Origin of the sequence: Acetohalobium arabaticum DSM 5501 (assembly GCF_000144695.1) — a bacterium.
Lineage (GTDB): Bacteria > Bacillota > Halanaerobiia > Halobacteroidales > Acetohalobiaceae > Acetohalobium > Acetohalobium arabaticum.
In genome coordinates this window covers 511,515-530,248 of record NC_014378.1, presented here as the reverse complement: position 1 = coordinate 530,248, position 18,734 = coordinate 511,515, and the positions used below count along the sequence as shown (strand labels likewise).

The window sequence follows — 18,734 nt, the reverse complement described above, 5'->3', positions numbered from 1 at the left end:
CTACCTCCTTTTAATTTTAAATTGCATTAGAAAGTTATATATACTTTAAATCAGTATATGTAAACTATATGTTAGATATATGTTAATATACTATGTCAGTTTTGTCAACACTAAACTCAACTATTATGATAAAAATATAAATTTAACACAAATTTCATATTATTCTTATTTATGTTAGTCTATTATGCTACTATTTGGCTAATCGGAGCGACCTCAATACCTTCTGCTTTTAATTTAGTATTTATTTTACTTACAAATTCTACTGCTTCTGGATTATCACCATGTACGCAAATAGTATCCGCAGTAATTTCTATTTCTTCTCCATTTATAGCCTCTACTTTCCCGTCTAAAACCATTTTTGCTATTCTGGAAAAAGCAAGATCTGGATCATGAATCACCGCTCCTTCTCTTTTTCTAGAAACTAAAGTTCCATCAGGATTATATGCTCTATCTGCAAAGACTTCATTTGCAACTCTCACCCCTACTTCTTTACCCATGTGAATCAGTTCGCTATTAGCTAAACCAACCAAAATAATATCTTTATCTACCTCATAAATTCCCTTAGCAATTGCTCTAGCTAAATCTCTGTCCTCAGCTGCCATATTATATAATCCCCCATGAGGTTTTACATGCTGTATTTTATTTCCCTTTGCTTCTGCAAAAGCTGTCAAAGCACCTAATTGGTATTTGACATATGATTTTACTTCTTGTGGTGATACCTCCATTCTCCTTCTTCCAAACCCCATTAGATCTGGGAGACCAGGATGAGCACCAATAGCAGTATTATTTTGAATTGCAATATCTACTGTATGGGCCATTACAGTTGGATCTCCAGCATGCCAGCCACAAGCAATATTAGCAGAAGTAATATGCGGAACAATTTCTTCATCAAAACCTAATTTATAATTCCCAAAACTTTCCCCAATATCACTATTTAAATCAACTTTATACATTATAATCACTCCTTAAATTAATTATTTTATAAAATGTTAGTCAAGTGTCACTTATATGTTATATTATTAATGAATTTTATGATTTTGTCAAACTAATAATCAAATTCATTTACATATTTATACTCTTTTTTTTTAAAAAAAAAAAAGAAGAGGCACTAGAAAGCTCTAGCGCCTCTCTTTCTTACTTATTTAAATTACTAGCATAAGATAGCAGTCAGAATAGTATATAGAACCATTGAAATACCGGCTGCCACACTGGCCTGCGGAATCTGAGAATAAACATGATCCATCAAGTCAGCACCACAAGCAAGTGAAGACATAATCGTTGTATCGGAGATCGGAGAAACCTGATCACCGTAGATTGAACCTCCAGTTACAGCAGCAAAACAGAGAGTAATAAAGGTTGGATCAGGATTGACTGCATAAGCCAGCGGCATAGCAATCGGGAACATTACTGCATAAGTACCCCAGGAACTTCCTACAGAGAAAGCAATGAACATACATAATACCATGTAGATGGCTGGTAAAAGCACAGGAATAATAATTGATTCTGTGGCTCCTACTATATAAGAGGCAGTTCCTAAACTGTCAGATACATTTCCTAAAGTAACAGCTAATCCCAGAATAATAGCACCGATTGTTACACCTTTAGCACCATCAACAAATCCATCTATTACATTGTCTAACTCCATTCCTTTAAATAATGCTAACACCATAGCTGACAGTACACTCAACATAAAAGCCTGTGGAATATACATATCACCTACTATAAACTTGGGAATAACACCTACTCCTAATAAGGTTCCAATCGGAACAATAAAGTCTATTAAAGTAGTGTTATAGTCTTCTGGAACATCCAGGTCAGTAAGTTCTTCAGAAGCGAGCGGATCAGCACCATCTCTATTTAATTTGCCTGTCTCCTTAACTCTCTTAATTGCCTTCTTCATTTTACTACCAATAAAAGGTAATTTCTCCATAGCTAATAGGAAAGTAAAGAGGATAGCTATCCAGGCATAAAAGTTATATGGAATAGCACTAAAGAATAAATCAAGTCCTGCACTTTCATCAGGAATCAATGGAATTGTTCCTGCTACTAGACCTGCAATATATAGCGGCCAAGCATTAAATGGAATTAAAGTAGCAATCGGTGATGCTGTAGAGTCTACGATATAAGATAACTCTTCGTGGGATACTCCAGCTTCATCACAGATAGGACGAACAGTAGAACCAGCCAGGATTGTACTGATAGTTCCTCCCTGATGGAAGACAACCCCCATAATCCAGGCAAAGAACTTAGCTGATCTTCTACCACGAACCATCTTCTTTCCAGCCCATTTAGCAAATTTCTGGGCTCCACCTGTTTTAGTCCAGATACCGATTAAGCCGCCAAGACACCAGAGATATACCAATAATATTTGGGCATAACCCTCAGAACCTAAAGAAGGTATCAAGTACTCTCCTACAATATCAAAGTTACCGGTAATAATTCCACCAGCAACAACACCTAAAAACAAGGCAGGTACTACCTGGCGTGTAACAAAAGCTAATGTTAAAGCCAAAATGGGAGGTACAATTGAAAGAATTCCATAATTCTCTGCACTTTCGCCGCCAGCAAAGCCGACACTACTAAGCATAAAAGTAAATGCCACTACTCCTACAGTAAGCAATAACCACTTCTTCATCTGTTTCTTCATATTTTTATTCATTATTAATATTTCCTCCTCCTATTTATAATAATTTATTAATACAGATTTGAAATTTTGTTCAATATTAAGTACAAAGAATAATCTAAATAAATGTTAATAAACGGATATTTCTGCAAGTTCTATTCAGTTACACCAGTTCATCATTATAGTGTAGCAAATTTAGAATTTAATAACGTAATCTGACTAGTTGAATTAATTTTCATCCCCTAAATTGTAGGTTTTAGTACCTTCCTTTTGTCACATCACCTCCTTAAATAAATTTAAAATGTAGTTTATATTTATCTAATTTGTCTATAATTTAAGTTCTTTATATTTTCATAATTGATATCTTTAAATTATTACATATGTTTGTCATTATAATATCAATCATTTTATTAAATTTTATAATATTCAGAATATAATTATAAAATTTGGAGTGCTAAATAGGAATAGATTTTGAAATCTATTCCTATATATATATATCTTCTAATTAAACCTTCAGTTATTCAGTCTCATAAAGGCTATTGCCTTCGGCATCTATTACCACTAAGACTGGTAGGTCTTCTACTTCTAGCCTTCTTACCGCCTCTGTTCCCAAGTCATCATAGGCTATTACTTCTGCTTCTTTAATCCTCTGGGCTATCAAAGCTGCTGCTCCGCCAATTGCCCCAAAATAGACTGCTCCTTCTTCTTTCATAGCTTCTACTACCTCGTTATTGCGGTATCCTTTACCGATCATTCCCCGCAGTCCCTCTTTGATTAATCTTGGAGCAAAGGGATCCATGCGATAACTTGTCGTCGGTCCAGCAGAACCGATAGGCTTACCCGGCTTAGCCGGTGCAGGACCTACATAATAGATAACCTGACCGTCTATTTCAAAAGGCATATCCTTCTCTGAGTCTAGAGCATCTATTAAACGAGCATGGGCTGCATCGCGGGCTGTATAGACTGTTCCTGAAATAAGCACTGTATCTCCTGCTTCTAACTCTCTTACTTTCTCTTCTGTCAATGGAGTTTCTAATCGAATCTCGCTCATCTTTTTAGCCTCCTTTTAACCCAAGGTCCGTTCTTTATGTCTAGTTACATGACAGTTTATATTAACTGCTACCGGCAAGCCAGCAATATGCGTCGGATAGGTCTCAACATTAACTGCTAAGGCCGTCGTCTTACCGCCAAAGCCCTGCGGGCCGATATTCAATTCATTTACTTTCTCCAACAGCTCTTCTTCTAATTCTGATATATTTTCTTCTTGACTGGCTTCTCCAACCGGTCTCAATAGCGACTTCTTGGCTAGGAATGCCGCTTTTTCGAAGGTACCGCCGATTCCTACGCCTACTACTACCGGCGGACAAGGATTAGGCCCGGCTTCTTTAACTGCCTGAACTACAAAGTCTTTAACTCCCTCAACTCCATCGGCAGGCTTTAACATCTTAATCTGGCTCATATTCTCACTGCCAAAGCCTTTAGGGGCTACTGTCAGCTTCAATTTATCGCCAGGTACTATCTCCGTATGGATTACTGCCGGAGTATTATCACCAGTATTCTCCCGCTCTAGCGGGCCATCTACTACAGATTTGCGCAAATAGCCTTCTTTATATCCTTTGCTTACACCTTTATTGATAGCTTCTGTTAGATCTCCACCTTCTATCTCAGCATCCTGACCCAACTCAGCAAATACAACAGTCATGCCTGTATCTTGACAGATAGGCATCTTCTCTTCTTTAGCAATTTCAGCATTTTCAATTAATCTTTCTAATATTTCCTGGGCCACTGGAGAATCTTCTCTCTCAAGTGCCTGATGATAACTTTCAATTATATCATCACCGAGAATAAAATTTGCTTCCATACACATTTCTGCTACTGCATCTGTAATCTCATTCACATTAATTGACACTACTATCCTGCCTCCTTTTTCGAAACCGGACTCTTATTTATACTTTAATTTTCATTCATTTCTCACTATTATTTTAAATGCAATTTCTATACCAAACTTAGCAGCAAACCTAAAAAATATTTATTTTCTCAATATATAACTTTTCAACTTTAATTCTGCTGTATTAATCTGGAATTAATTAACTAAAAATATAATTTTCGGATCAATATTTTAATTAAGCTTATACTTCTATAATTATTTTTCGAGGAATTAATTGTATTATCGACATTGAATGGGCGATATTAATCAGAAACCACCTACCTAAAACAACCCAATAACCCAATAATATCAATTGCCTAATTCTTTTAATACTTTAATTCCTTTATTAGTAATCGTTGTCCCCTGTCTACCTTTGCCTATATCTACTAAACCATGTTCTTCTAATTTATTCAATCTACTTCTTACCATCTGTGGAGAGAGATATAGATTATTAATCTCTGCATTTTTAGCTATCTCTCTTCTACCTATATTCTCATCTAACTGCTTGGCTAAATAAAGTTCATTCAGAATAAATATATACTCCTCTATATCTCCTAGCTCATCCAATTCAAAATCCATATTCACCTGTTCCTGTTTCTGATTATTCTGTTTGGGATTAAAATGAGAGGGGAGATTATCAATCTCTACCTCATCTTCACAGATCTGAACAATATATTCAATACAGTTTTCTAACTCTCTAATATTACCTTTCCAGTTATAATTATATAATCTACTTATTACCTCCTTTGATAGAGATAGATCTTCTCTATCAAACTTTTCTAAAAAGTAATCGATTAACAGAGGTATATCTTCTCTTCTGCGGCGGAGAGGAGGAAGCTGTAGTGATAAAACATTCAATCTATAATAGAGATCTTCTCTGAATTTACCTTCGCTGACTAACTGCTGTATATTCTTATTAGTAGCTGTAATAACCCTAATATCTATAGGAATCACCTTAGTACCGCCGACTCTCATTACTTCCTTTTCCTGCAGCACCCGCAAAAGCCGCGATTGAATACTAGGAGAAATATCTCCTATCTCATCCAGAAAGATAGTTCCTGTATGGGCCTGTTCAAAGACTCCCGGTTTACCGCCCTTCTTAGCTCCAGTAAAGGCTCCTTCTTCATAACCAAAGAGTTCGCTTTCCAACAGATTATCCGGCAGAGCAGCACAGTTAATAACTACAAACGGTGCTTTATTTCGCTCAGAATAATTATGTATCGAATGAGCAAATAACTCTTTTCCTGTTCCGCTCTCTCCCTGGATTAGAACAGTAGACTCACTTTTAGATAATTTTTTGGCCTTCTTTATACCCTTCTTTAATTCCTGGCTTTTTCCAACTATATCAGAAAAATTATACTTAGCTATATGACCTTTTTTCTTTAATTTTCTTCTTAAATCCTCTTCTAATTCCTTTACATCAGTTACATCCTTAAAAGTAGCCAAAGCTCCAACAGTCTCTCCTTCTTCTTTAACCGGAACTCTGGTACTTACTATCTTCTTACTACCTATATTCTGAACAGCATTTATATGTTTAATATCTTCTTTTAAGACTTCATCCAATTTAGTATTAGGAATAGTTTCATTCACTTTATTGCCAATGACATCTTCAGCATCCATTTCAAAGATTTCTTCTGCCATTTCGTTAAATACTTTAATCTCTTCTTGCTGATTAATATAAATTATTCCATCATGAACATGATTAATTATAGCATCCAGCTTCTTATTGATTCTAGCTTTATTCTTCATATTAATTTCCAATCTACGGCTTAACTCTACTAATTCTCTTATATATCTTGATGATAAAAGATTAGACTTATCATCTAGTAGATTCAGCTCTATTAAAATCTCTATAATCGTTGTTAAATCAAGAACTCTACTTCCAATATTGATAACCTGATCAATATTATCAGGTACATACTTATCTTCACCTAGATTAATTGCTAAATCAACCTTATCAACTGTTCCTTTGCCGGGATAAAAGGGGATCAAATCAATATGATCAATTCCTACTTCTGTTAATAAATCCTTGGCTTCAAAAGCAGCCAATTGAGTATTGTTAATTAATAATGCCTTCTTATTAGCTGGAAGCTTGATTAACTGCTCGAGGAAAGAAATATCTAGTGATCTTCTGGCAAATATAATTTTACTTGGATCAGCTACATAATTATCTATCTCTCCCATCAAAGACTTAGTTGATAAAATTAGATCTGCTTCAACAAACTGATCATCAATCTCTTCTATTATATAACTCTTTATATTTACTTTATTTTTCAATACTTTCTCCAACTGCTGTTTAAATAATTCATTAGTTTCTTTACTAATAGTTATAATTACCAGTTCTTTTTTTGTAATTCCCACTAAAGTCCCCCCTGATAAGAAATTATAATCTCCAACTATATTTTTCGACATAAAATCCAATTTTCCTTTTAAACTAAACAGTTCCCATAAATAACCAAATGGGTTATAAAGTGAAAATCCCACTTCATAACCCATTAGTTTCTATAAATAATTATGTTATGCTTATAATTCAAGCCTTTTAGCTATAATAATGACTTCTATTTCAGTTAAATTTTCCTAGTTACATAGGAATTTCAATGCTTAATAGCGGTGCATGCTGCTGAGCTCCATAGACATCTGTCTCTCCTACTGCTCCTGAAGAACAAGGACGAACAATCGTTGCCTTAATTGCTTTTGCAGGGTCATAATTAATAACCGAAATTACATCATCTACTGGTATATCATACAAGTCTGCAATTAACTCTTTATTAACTACACCGGATTCTTTGACTTTATCATAGATTTCAAAGCTTTTAAAGATAAAGTCAAATGTTAATTCGTAAGGACCTGCATTCTTACTTCTAATTACATCTATCAATTCTCTAATATTTTTAGTTTCTGACATTAAAATCACCTTCTTTCCCGTTTTATAACTCTTCTATCTCCATTGGAAATGGCTCACACGGATCATCAACTGTAATCAGATGATGTAGATTAAATTCATAAACCTCGCCTGCTTTCAGATCAGACGGTGAATAAGGAAAAGCTAAGTTCCCTGCTGTTGCTACCCGGCCTGGATAGCCGTAATGCAGCATTGTAGATCGAGCAAAGCTGCAGATAGTATTGGCCAATTCCTGAGTCTTGGCTACTACTTCAATAACAATCCCTACCTCATGGGATGTAATTTCTTCGTTAGGCTCTAGATCGCCCATAACTGCATCTTCACCATAGATTCTAAAGAGTAATTGATAATCATCTTCGGATAGATCATCAAAGTTATCCCTTACTGTCTCTCTAACTACCTCTTTTATATGATCTAATTCATTAATCATAATTGGATCTCTAGTTCCAGCAATAGATAACGTTCTATATCCTACTTTTTTGGCTCCTTCTAATTTAACTGTATATTCTTCATCTTCAATGAATTTACTACCAGTAACTTTAACTCTTCTATCATCTAACTGTTCAAAATCGGCTTCTGATAGATCAATAACTCCACCCGGCCCATGTAATTCCAGCGGATTTGCTTTTTCATAAAGCGTGTGGGCCGCTACTGAAGTTGTAGTACATCTTCGATCTTTATTTAGCGGTTCCAGAACAAAGTGATCATCTCTCAGAATTCCAAACATACTGTCACTACCGCTACCAGGATTAGCAGCAATAGATGCACATTCCATAATCTTACCCATATGAAGTGCTAAACCAGCTGGAAATCCTTCCTTAATACAGTAACCAGCAAAAACTGTTGGATCATAGGCGCGACCGGCTACAATTACTTCAGCATCCTTTTCTAAAGCCTTAATAATAGGCTCTACACCCATCTGACCTACAATTCTTGTACTGGCTTCCAGTTCTGCTCTTGTTGTTTCTTCGGCAGGAGGTAAAGCTGAAACTCCTCCGGCTTCAAATTTATCCAAAATATAATCTGGATCCTGTTCAGACTGAATTGTTGCTAACTTAAAGTTTAAGTCTTCTTCCTCAGCAATCTCTTTTACTATTTCTGTACACCATTCTAGATGTGGTGCTCCACCAGCACCACCGGCACTTCCTAAAATGACCGGAATATCCCTTTCTTGACCTGCTTTAATCATTAATTTAAGATCTCTCTTAACTGCTGTTTTATCAGTAAAGGAAATACCTGCTCCTAAATAATAAGGCCCTGGGTCAGTAGAACCAGCATCTACTGCAATCAAATCAGGTTCTTTTTCTAAACCTCTTTCGAACGATTCTCTAGGAAAACCATAACCCAGAATCGCTGTCGGAGATAATATTCTTAATTCTTCCATTTCTATCCCTCCAATATTTAGTTACATGCCTCAATTAGACTTAATACTCTATTCATTTCATTATTGACAATCATTAATCCTTCATCAACACCCATGCCCGGCTTAGCCAGCATCTGATCCGGTCTTGTAGCTAAGGCTAGATTCACACATACCTGGGCTGAACGATCTGTTTCATTACAGGTTCCGCCTTGATAAGCACCAACACCGTTCTCTTTGCAGTATAATACAGCTTCGATTGTATTATTGATACCGCCTAGGTCAGGTGTCTTAATCTGAACTACATCGGCTGCTTCTTCATCTACAAATTTCTTAATATCTGCAAAGGTATTACACCATTCATCTGCTACTAACTCTACATCAATGCCGCGCTCTTTTACTTCGTCTCTTAAAGCCTTCATATCTGCAACCTGATCAGCACGACTACCAGAATCCATTGGTCCTTCAATTCTTAATGTATGCGGCTTTGCCATTGCAGCTAACTTTTCTAAGTAATCAGCCATTGCTTCAGGATCATTATCAAAAGCCAGTCCGATAGTTCCATAGACATCAATATGGAAGATAGGCTCATAATCCTCTTCTGTTCTTAGCTGGCTTACTCTATTCTTCAACCATTCAACATAATCCAATAATTTATCTCCATCTTCACCCAATTTATCTTTAACATTATTGATTAAAGCATGAGGAATTACGTCAGCATGCTTGATAATCATTTTATCAGCATTTAGGTATCTATCATCACCTGTTTGAGCAAAGATAGGTACCGGCTTAGAAACTAGGTCTAGACCGTATTCTTCTGCTACTACCTCTGTCATTGTTTTATTCTTAGATTTTGCTACAGCATCCAATAATGCCTGAGTAATTCCATATCTAATTGCTGTATGGAGCCGCTCACCGTCTACCTTTAAGTTATCAAATTCTTCAGCTAATTCCTTGAAGCTATCCATCTCTCTCCCTACTAACTTAGGGGCAATATCTTCTTCGATAATGGGAATAAATTCTTCGGCTAAAAATAGTGGATCCCGTCCTCCTGCTCCAGAATACTGCACAGCAGCACAGTCACCATAAGCTACCTGACCATCTTCTAAGATAATCATCACGGAAATTGATTCGCCTGCTTGTCGAATACTGCTAAAGCCCTCAGTTACAGGATCTCCAAGATAAGCTAGTCCATCATGTTCAGCATCTTCTTTGATTGCTCGCTGATCATCAAAATAAAAACCTGTCAGTCCTGGTGAAGTTACTATCTTTTCTATCTTCATTACGGATTTCCTCCCCAAAGAATTTTATATTATCATTATCTGATCAATTAAGAACGAGGTCTGCCTACTAATCTTCCTTTACCGATAGCATAGATATCATCAATTACCATCTGGAAGTTAGGCTCTCTTCCCTCAGATTTACCGCGGGCTTCTAATTTCTCTTGGTGAAACTCAACTACTTCATCGGAGAATGGTAGATTACCGTGGTTTAAGAATCTCACTGCTCCATCATCATCACGAGCCGGTAATAGATTTCCAGCATTATACTTACTTGGAGCAAACGGTACATCCAATACTCCTGCTTCAAAGGCTCTAACTGTTCCCTGAGCCACATCTCCATTTCCTAATTCAAATACGCGGTCAAGAATCTGTTTAGTTTCCTGTTTGATCATTTCTTTTTCCTCTTCTAACTTATCATTAGAAAGAAGGCTCTGGTCCCGCAGCATATTAATAACCTGCTTAGTAGATCTTAAGCCTTCCGCATTTGCTTCTTTAGTCGGCACTCCCATAGCTTCATGAGGCGTTTTGGTAATTACTTTAGTTGCTTTACCTAATGCAGCTGTTGCTGCTCCCCAAGAAATAACACCAAAAGCCTGTGCTTCATCCTGGGGGAAGCCGCCCATCCACTGGTGGAATACAGTAGTTAACATTACATCTTCATAATCTGCTAAATACTCTTCGGCTAACTCTTCTAACGACTGTAATGCAGCTACATCCTGGACTAAGTTACCGCATTGTCCATAGCCTAAAGTAATATTCTTAACACCCTGTTCTGCTGCTAGAAGCCCCTCAATAATTGCTACACTGTGTGATACGGATGGAGGAACTAAAGTTCCAGTTAATGGACCAAAAGGCTCACGATTGATCTTAATCCCATTCTCTTCATAATAACCTATTAATCTATCAACATACTGCCAGTCAAGTAGTGTCTGTTCGATGGATACATTTTTAGCATACGGAATATTATAGGATAGTCCGCCGCCCTCATAATCAGTAAATCCACCGGCTAAAGTAATTTCAGCCAGTAGTCTAGCATCAGGTGTCCCGTGGCGAACCTGCAACGGTGCATCCAGAGCTTCCACTACTTCTCTACAGGCTTTAACTCCGTGATTAACGGCTGGAAAACCATTTAACATTGATCTTCCTTCTTCTCTACTTTCTTCAATTCCGGCTTCTGCTTCTTCATAATTATTCTGACGAGTATAGCTGTCTATTGTGCTAGGCAGTAAATCTGCTTGGCCTTCTTCTCTTAAGAACTTCAATAGTTCAATATGCTCATCAATCAATGCTACACCAGCTCTAGGCTGAATTAAAGTTACATCTTCTTCTTTTGCTTCTGCTAATTTTTCAGCCATAATCTGTTCTTCCGGTAGATTATTATGATACTCTATCGCTTCTTCAAAGTCCACATCCTTACCTGTCGGCCACTGCTGTAGTACTTCTTCCCGAATTTCTTTAAATTTATCTAGGCTCCACTTTTCATTCTTTAATTCCATTTATTTCGCCTCCTATTTGTTTAAAATGTTTTTTAGCTAACTTTAAAGCTTTAGTAGCAGAGATTTCAGATAATAATCCGATCGATGCTAATAGATAATCCTGATCTAACAAGAAACCAGGCTCCATTGGAGCTAAAATTGTAGGTTCTGCTTCATCAAATAAACCTGCCTGTAGTACTTTAGCAGGCTTATCATTATGAACCAAGACTCCGCCGGTACCTATAATCAAATCCAGATCAGTCAAATCCTTTCCATACTGAACCTGAGTCTCTCCAAAGGGACTGTAGACTGTTTCAATCCGCCCCACATGTCTTTGAATTGCTAGCTTAGTAGCTACTTTGGCTAAACCAGAATCTAAATCCTTTTCTTCCTTATTAGAAGGAACATACTCTACATCTTCTCTTACTTTGCTAACATAATCTATAACCTGTTCTTTATCTATGTCATCTGAAAGATAAGTTAATAGCTCTCTTTCTCCAACAGCTTTTAATAGCGAGGGAGCGCTGTAGCGCATTCCCAGATCACCCTCAACTGTCCGTTTAACATAAGGTTCTTCTAGTCCTTTAACATTTACTCCGCCTTTTGTCGGATTACCAGCAGCTACTGAATGAATATCAGTAGTAGCACCGCCGATATCGACAATAATCAATTCACCTAATCCACCTTCATCATGTGTTCCTTCTGCAATCAATTCTGCTGCTGTCATTACTGCCGAAGGCGTCGGCATAATTAAGCGATCAATATGCTCTTTTGCTTGGGATAAACCTTTAGCATAAATAATCTTATCCAGAAAAACCTGTCTTATAGTCTTACGAGCCGGTTCTATATTTAACTCTTCCAGTTTAGGCATTACATTTTCAGTTACATAGACTTCTTTACCGCCTTCTTCTAAAACTTCTGTTACTTCATTAGTTGCTACTTTATTACCTGCTACTATAACTGGTGCAGCAAGCTTAGAATCAGCTAATGTTCTGGCATTCTTCAATATTATCTCTTGATTACCGCCGTCTGTTCCGCCAGCTAATAAAATTACATCTGACTCTTGGTCAATAATCTCTTCTAATTCAGTATCAGTTATCTCATAGGAATAGACATTAGCAACCTTGGCTCCAGCTCCTAATGCTGCTCTCTTAGCTGCTTCAGCAGTCAAATCCGGAACTAAACCGATGGCTACTAGCTTCAAGCCACCAGCAGCACTACTGCAGGCCAAACGATGTTCGATCTTATCCAAATCAATTCCCTGTTCTTCTATCTTATTTAGGGCATTTTCAATTCCTACATTCACATCATTCCAGACAGTAGTTGAAGCTTTAGCCTTTGCTTTAAGCTCTATATTCTCTACATCGACTACAGTAGCTTTAGTATAAGTACTGCCAATATCCAATAATAAGGCTAATTCCATAACCTCACCCCACTAATTTCAGATTTACTACTCTTCAATACCTAAATCTTCTTTTAAATCAGCAATCGGTTCTTCTGGTAATGTTCCTGGTGGGTAGACACGGTCAAAGCCCATATCCAAGAATTTCTCTTTTACCGGTTCCCAGTCCTGTTTTCCAACAACTAAGTTACCGCCAACATAAAGAACAATATCCTCTAATCCTGCCTCTACACACTTCTCTTTAAAGCCTTTACAGTCCATCTCTCCATGGCCGTAGAGTGAAGAAACCAAAATAGCATCAGCATCTGTCTCCACTGCAGCATTAATGAAATCTTCCTGAGGTGCTAACACCCCGATATTAATCACTTCAAATCCCGCTTTCTCAAATGCTTCCTGTAAGATTCTATTGCCTACTGCATGTACATCCGAACCTATAACTCCCATTACTATTGTCTTATCTTCCATTATATATCCCACCTTTACTTAAAATTTAAAATTGGCTTATTAGATTTCACTTACTTTATACTGCAAATTCTATTCCAAAAAGCTCAATAAATCAACAAAAAATCATTATTATTTATTCATCAACTAACAAAAAGGGGGAGTAATCCTTCTTTAACAATTTATACCGCTATAACAAACGTTCTTTACCATTAATTTTAATTAAATGTAACTTAAAGGATCACCTTATCGACAACTTTATCTAATTTCTCCTATTTCATCATCATTTAATTTAACTTCTTCCCATTAATAATTAATGATTGGGTTAAAATAAAAGAATTCTTTTATTTTTATACCCCGATAACCCGATATCCCATTAATCATTTTTTGGTCACTAGCGTTGCATCGAAATTTTAGCTAAAACTACCCTTACAAAAAGAAAACTCCTTTGATAAATGGAAGAGTACCCCACAAGCACAAAATCCACAAATCAAAGGAGCTAAAATTTATAAATAATTGTACCATACTTTTGAACAAGTTACTAGAAGTAATTGATATAAACTTTGTTGGATAAAGTGGTAGATAAAATTGGTGCCAATTAACTAATTTAATGAAGTTTAACAGCAGTTAAAAAAATTTTGAAATATTTTCTGCAATGTATGATCAACTTCCTGTTCCATCTTATGATACTTAATTAAAATTTCCTTACCTTCCTCAGTTAACTCTGATCCACCACCATTGCTACCTCCAATCTGTCTTTGTAATAACTCAACATCTAAATTTTTTTCTATCATAGAAATTATGCTCCAGGCCTTACTATAGGACATATCCATAGCTTTAGCAGCCTGTCGTAAAGAACCTAACTCCTTAACTTTACTTAGTAATTCTCTGGGACCATCCCCAAATACTTTGCCGTCATCTTCTTCTAACCAAATTTTCCACTTTATTTCCATTTCAACTTCCCCTTCCTTTATACCAGGAAAAAATTACTATTAAAATGACATCACTGGAAGCATAGATTTTATACTTAGTCTAATTGTTTCAATAATTGATGATAATCTACTTTAGTATCAATATCAAAAACAACTCCCCGGTCAGAAACTCGCACTCTCTTACTTTGAACATGATATTTCTTGATTAAAGTCCTTGCACCTTGATCTCCTTCAAGCTTTAACATCTCTGGCTTCAATTGAGAATCAAAAATAACCGGATTTCCTCTCTGTTCTTTATATTCAGGAACTACTATTAAATCTTGTCCCCTTTTAAATTCAACAATTAATCGATTCAAAGTCTTTGCTTTCACTAACGGCTGATCTCCTAAAGCACAGAGAATACCACTACACTTATTATTAATTGACTGTAATCCTCTAATTAAAGAAGTACTCTGCCCTGATCTATAATCAGGATTATAGCTAATCTTAATGTCTCTATTATTTAATACTTTTTTTACTTTAGGAGCCTCATGTCCTACTACAACTACAACTTCATCTAAATCAACTGCTAATAAATTATCTATTACTCTTTCTATTATCGTCTGTTCCCCAATTGAAAGCAACTGCTTTGTCTTGCCTAATCTAGTAGACATCCCAGCTGCCAACACTATAGCTGAAATCATCTTTTAACAACCCCTACCACAGGTTCTTTTCGCTTAACTGCTGTTAATAAGACTTTCTTTATCCCCGCTGCTACTAATTTATGTGCTATTTCTAAAGCAAAATTATATCTAGGATCAGTATCCACTTGATTAATCAAGGGAATCACCTCATAATTTTGTTGTTTAGTCAATAAATCATATCCGGCTTTACCTAATAAAATTTCAACTACTAACTCTGGAGTAATTAATTGGCCAATATCAAACTGAGAATTAATAGTATTTATTAAGGAAGCACGATGTAAATTATGAGAGTTTAATTGTTGTCCAACTAATCTACTACCTACCACCGGTAGTAATAAATTAGTGCTTACTGGCACAACAGGTTCAGTTTGATTAGGAATTTTAAAATCCTTGCAGGCTGCTCCATCAGCTTCTACTATAATAATAGGGGCATAACTTAATCCGGCCCCCTTCAATTTATCAACCCAACAAGAATCAATACCAATTAACTTATCTTTGACTGTAATTTTTTTTGCTACTGTTAATAACTGAGCTTGACTCAACTCCAATCGTTCTAATAATAGATCAAAATCTTTACAAATAATTAGATCATCTATCTTATTAGTTGGTGGCTTAAAAATCTTTGTAGTCGTAGTAGTAATTACTCTATTCTCTAGACTCAATTCCTCAGCCAATCTAAACATGGTAGTAGTCTTTCCCCCACCACCTATTAGAGAAATTGCTGCACCAAACCTTATGCCTAAAACTTCAGCTAACACAGAATCAACTCCTGATATATTTTATATCTATCCGTATACAGCATTGTCGGCAATAATCCTATTTTCATCTCTTAATTTAATCCTATCTATTTAACAAATTCAAAATTGCTTCCAGGACTCCACCACCAATTGCTAAGGCTTTATCAGAAATTGTATAACAATGGTCATTCTTATTTCGTGGATCAATATCACCAATCTTCATCCCTTCCTTTACTTTAATACCGGGATATATTTGTCCACGAATAACCCCACTAATAGCTGCACTAACAACTTTATCATTTACTTTCCCAAACTCTTCTCCTGCTTTAATTTCATCTCCAATTTTTTTACTGCTAGTGAAAACCCCACTACCAGGAGCAAACAGTACTCGTTCTCGTGCATATCCCATGATTTCACCAGGAACACCAGTATTATCCTGAGCACTACCTGAATAAATCACCCGTCCTAAATAATGTCCTCGGTTAGTTTCAACCACAGCATCAACATCACTATTAGCACTAAAACCTGGACCACAACCAATCACAATTGGTGCCTCATTTATGACTGTATCATTTACTCTTTTTAACATTCTAGCATCAACTATTACCTGCGGGGACAAAACTTCTTTAAATAATGACATTTTATCAGCAATAAAGACTGGAATATTCCTATCATTTACCGTTTGTTCAAACTCTCTTTTATTATTAATAAGCCTAGCCTTAATTCCTTCTACTTCCCACTCACCTTGATAGACTGCTTCTCCAAAAGAAACAGTTCTCCTTACCATTGATGGTTCATCTAATTCACTACAAGCTACAGTAAAACCGCTTTGAAAAAGCCTATAAGCAATTCCAGTAGCTAAATCTCCTCCCCCTTTAATCAAAACCTTAATATCTGATATATTACTAATCTCTTTAATCATCTCTTATCTCCTCCTAAATTTTTTAATTCAATGCCCATAAAAACATAATCGAGGTAGGTCAAGTAATGCCGCTGGACCAGCAATAGTATTTCCAAAGAAATAATATTCTTTTTCATATTTTTTAACAAGCCGAATAATCTGATCAATTGTATTATTTATAATTGAAGAACCAGTAGCTAGTACTACATCTGAATTTTTTATTAGGCTTTCTGTATCCCTACTGCCGTCCCAAATCTCAACTCCTGCTTTAATTTCACCAATTACAGTCGGATTTAAATCAGTTACCATAATGTTATCTGAACCGAATATATGGCTACACTCTTCTACAATGGCCGGCTGATATCCAACAATACCTATTTGTACTGCGTCTGTATTATTACTAATCCATTCTGCCATTTCTTTAGCACATTTATGAGGTTCTTCATCTTTACAATGAACTGTCTTATCTGCTGCAGATAAACTTCTAAGAACTGCATTTACAGAAGCAATAAATAAAGCTCTATGATAATTACTATCAAAAGAAAGATCAAGTATTTTTGATAAAGACCCCTGAAAATTCCCTGGATGGTCTGTAAAAGCCTGCCCTAAGCTATCCTTAAACTGAGCCTGAATCATAACTTCATCACCAATTATTAAAGGAAAATCATCTCTTTTAGGATTCCCTATAGCCTCTTCAGATGAAAGGCCGCGAGCTTGAATTTTAATTTCATACTTACTGAAACCATTTTCTATAACCAAATCACTGAATTCTTCTTTAATCTTTTCTAAAACCTTCATTATATCACTCCATAATTTATTATTTTACTGAAAAATAATCTATTTATACTTTTAACTTCCATTTAAGACTTTAATTTTCCTTAAATTGAAAACTAACCAAACTTGGTCATTAATACTTAAGTTCATACTGTTAAAGACTTCCGGCAAAACTTTAATCTTTATCTCTCTGTCCGTTTTGACAATACAGTTAACATAAGCAGAATCTTCTTCGACTCTAGTTAACTTACCTTTGATTCTATTTATGTTCGGTCCAGGTGGCTTAGTATCAGAAATATATATATCTTCAGGTAGAATAGCAATCTTTTCTATCCAATTCTCCTCACTTGGTACTACCTGAGATGTCACCTATCTTTAGGAGCAAAACCTCCCTTTCGGTAGCCTGAAGCTTCGCTGCTACAATTTTTGAAGATTCTTTAGGGAATTGATTAACATATATAGAACTTAGCTTCATTATTCACATTAAACTCTTGAAGAATATTAAAATCTTTCATCAACTCCTTTATCAAAAGTCTTTAATACTCCTAAAACAATAATAGAAAAAATAATCATAATTAAAGAAATAGAAATAGCCACATCCATATCACCAGTTGAAATATTTAAAAAAATAGCAATAGGCAACGTCTCAGTCTTCAACCGAGTCGCTCCAGCTAACATTACTGTAGCTCCAAATTCTCCCATTGCCCTAGCCCAGGCTAAAGTAATCCCTGATACAATACCATTTTTAGCTAAGGGAAGAGTAATTCTTCTAAATACTTGAAAATAAGAATCACCTAAAGTCATTGCTGCCTTTTCTAAGTTAGGATCAATCTCAATAAAAGCTGTCTTAAAACTTCGAATAGTAAAAGGCGTAGCCACTATAAACTGGGCCATTACTACTCCCAAGGGCGTAAAAACAAATTTAATTCCTAATTTAGCTAATTGATCTCCTAATACTGGCCCTAACAAGATTAATAAACTCAGTCCCATCACTAAAGGGGGCAGAATAATTGGTAAATCTAGCAAAATATCAAATACTTTTTTACCTCTAAAATCATATCTAGCTAATACATAACCAACAGGTAAGGAGATTATAGTAGCTAACAAAATAGAAATTAATGATGTAAGCAAGCTTAAAGATAAAGCATAATAAACTTCTTGATTATTAACTAAAACTGATAATAATGTTGCTCCCTTGATATATATCAAGGGAGTAAATAATACAGTAGTTAAAAAAACTATAAAAACAATAAAAACAATAAACATTATTACTTTAAAATAATTAAATTTCATC

The 18,734-nt window shown here is 35.7% G+C and carries 18 protein-coding genes; all 18 read right to left on the bottom strand.

What is annotated here, in order from left to right:
* Positions 1-182: 182 nt before the first annotated feature.
* Entirely contained in the window at positions 183-953 is a 771-nt protein-coding gene (locus tag acear_RS02630) for a LamB/YcsF family protein (RefSeq protein WP_013277479.1), read from the bottom strand.
* 197 nt (positions 954-1,150) lie between these two features.
* Positions 1,151-2,659 (bottom strand): Na+/H+ antiporter NhaC family protein, encoded by a 1,509-nt coding sequence (locus acear_RS02625; protein ID WP_013277478.1) that lies wholly within the window; start codon positions 2,657-2,659, stop codon positions 1,151-1,153.
* Positions 2,660-3,140: 481 nt separating this feature from the next.
* On the bottom strand, positions 3,141-3,674 hold the full coding sequence (locus tag acear_RS02620) for a Fe-S-containing hydro-lyase (RefSeq protein ID WP_013277477.1): 534 nt from the start codon (positions 3,672-3,674) through the stop codon (positions 3,141-3,143).
* 15 nt (positions 3,675-3,689) lie between these two features.
* Positions 3,690-4,532: a fumarate hydratase gene (locus acear_RS02615; protein WP_013277476.1), complete on the bottom strand. Its 843-nt coding sequence runs from the start codon at positions 4,530-4,532 to the stop codon at positions 3,690-3,692.
* 327 nt (positions 4,533-4,859) lie between these two features.
* Entirely contained in the window at positions 4,860-6,911 is a 2,052-nt protein-coding gene (locus acear_RS02610; protein WP_245526693.1) for a sigma-54 interaction domain-containing protein, read from the bottom strand.
* Between the two features lie 220 nt (positions 6,912-7,131).
* Positions 7,132-7,455, bottom strand: coding sequence for a DUF4387 domain-containing protein (locus acear_RS02605; protein ID WP_013277474.1), 324 nt, complete (start codon positions 7,453-7,455; stop codon positions 7,132-7,134).
* A gap of 22 nt (positions 7,456-7,477) precedes the next feature.
* Positions 7,478-8,836: an acyclic terpene utilization AtuA family protein gene (locus acear_RS02600; RefSeq protein WP_013277473.1), complete on the bottom strand. Its 1,359-nt coding sequence runs from the start codon at positions 8,834-8,836 to the stop codon at positions 7,478-7,480.
* A 17-nt stretch (positions 8,837-8,853) separates the two neighbouring features.
* Complete coding sequence (locus acear_RS02595; protein ID WP_013277472.1) at positions 8,854-10,095, bottom strand: methylaspartate ammonia-lyase; 1,242 nt, start codon at positions 10,093-10,095, stop codon at positions 8,854-8,856.
* 47 nt (positions 10,096-10,142) lie between these two features.
* Positions 10,143-11,591, bottom strand: a complete 1,449-nt coding sequence (locus acear_RS02590; RefSeq protein WP_013277471.1) for a methylaspartate mutase subunit E — start codon at positions 11,589-11,591, stop codon at positions 10,143-10,145.
* Complete coding sequence (gene glmL / locus acear_RS02585) at positions 11,575-12,993, bottom strand: methylaspartate mutase accessory protein GlmL (RefSeq protein WP_013277470.1); 1,419 nt, start codon at positions 12,991-12,993, stop codon at positions 11,575-11,577. The genes acear_RS02590 and glmL overlap by 17 nt, the downstream gene beginning before the upstream one ends.
* A 27-nt stretch (positions 12,994-13,020) precedes the next feature.
* Positions 13,021-13,437, bottom strand: coding sequence for a methylaspartate mutase subunit S (gene glmS, locus acear_RS02580; protein ID WP_013277469.1), 417 nt, complete (start codon positions 13,435-13,437; stop codon positions 13,021-13,023).
* Positions 13,438-14,030: 593 nt separating this feature from the next.
* The gene (locus acear_RS02575; RefSeq protein WP_013277468.1) at positions 14,031-14,366 is read right to left on the bottom strand and encodes a winged helix-turn-helix domain-containing protein; all 336 of its coding nucleotides are present in this window, start codon (positions 14,364-14,366) and stop codon (positions 14,031-14,033) included.
* A gap of 74 nt (positions 14,367-14,440) precedes the next feature.
* Positions 14,441-15,028, bottom strand: a complete 588-nt coding sequence (gene mocA, locus acear_RS02570; protein ID WP_013277467.1) for a molybdenum cofactor cytidylyltransferase — start codon at positions 15,026-15,028, stop codon at positions 14,441-14,443.
* Positions 15,025-15,786 carry a selenium cofactor biosynthesis protein YqeC gene (gene yqeC / locus acear_RS02565; protein ID WP_013277466.1) on the bottom strand — a complete coding sequence of 254 codons (762 nt, stop codon included), beginning with the start codon at positions 15,784-15,786 and terminating at the stop codon, positions 15,025-15,027. Before yqeC ends, mocA begins: the two co-directional genes overlap by 4 nt.
* Positions 15,787-15,868: 82 nt before the next feature.
* Positions 15,869-16,687 carry a selenium-dependent molybdenum cofactor biosynthesis protein YqeB gene (yqeB, locus tag acear_RS02560; protein ID WP_013277465.1) on the bottom strand — a complete coding sequence of 273 codons (819 nt, stop codon included), beginning with the start codon at positions 16,685-16,687 and terminating at the stop codon, positions 15,869-15,871.
* 27 nt (positions 16,688-16,714) lie between these two features.
* Positions 16,715-17,464: a Rossmann-like domain-containing protein gene (locus tag acear_RS02555; protein WP_013277464.1), complete on the bottom strand. Its 750-nt coding sequence runs from the start codon at positions 17,462-17,464 to the stop codon at positions 16,715-16,717.
* Positions 17,465-17,515: 51 nt separating this feature from the next.
* Positions 17,516-17,809, bottom strand: a complete 294-nt coding sequence (locus acear_RS02550) for a hypothetical protein (RefSeq protein WP_013277463.1) — start codon at positions 17,807-17,809, stop codon at positions 17,516-17,518.
* Positions 17,810-17,941: 132 nt separating this feature from the next.
* A complete protein-coding gene (locus tag acear_RS02545; RefSeq protein ID WP_013277462.1) occupies positions 17,942-18,733 on the bottom strand; it encodes an ABC transporter permease in 792 nt (263 codons plus the stop codon).
* Position 18,734 lies beyond the last annotated feature (1 nt).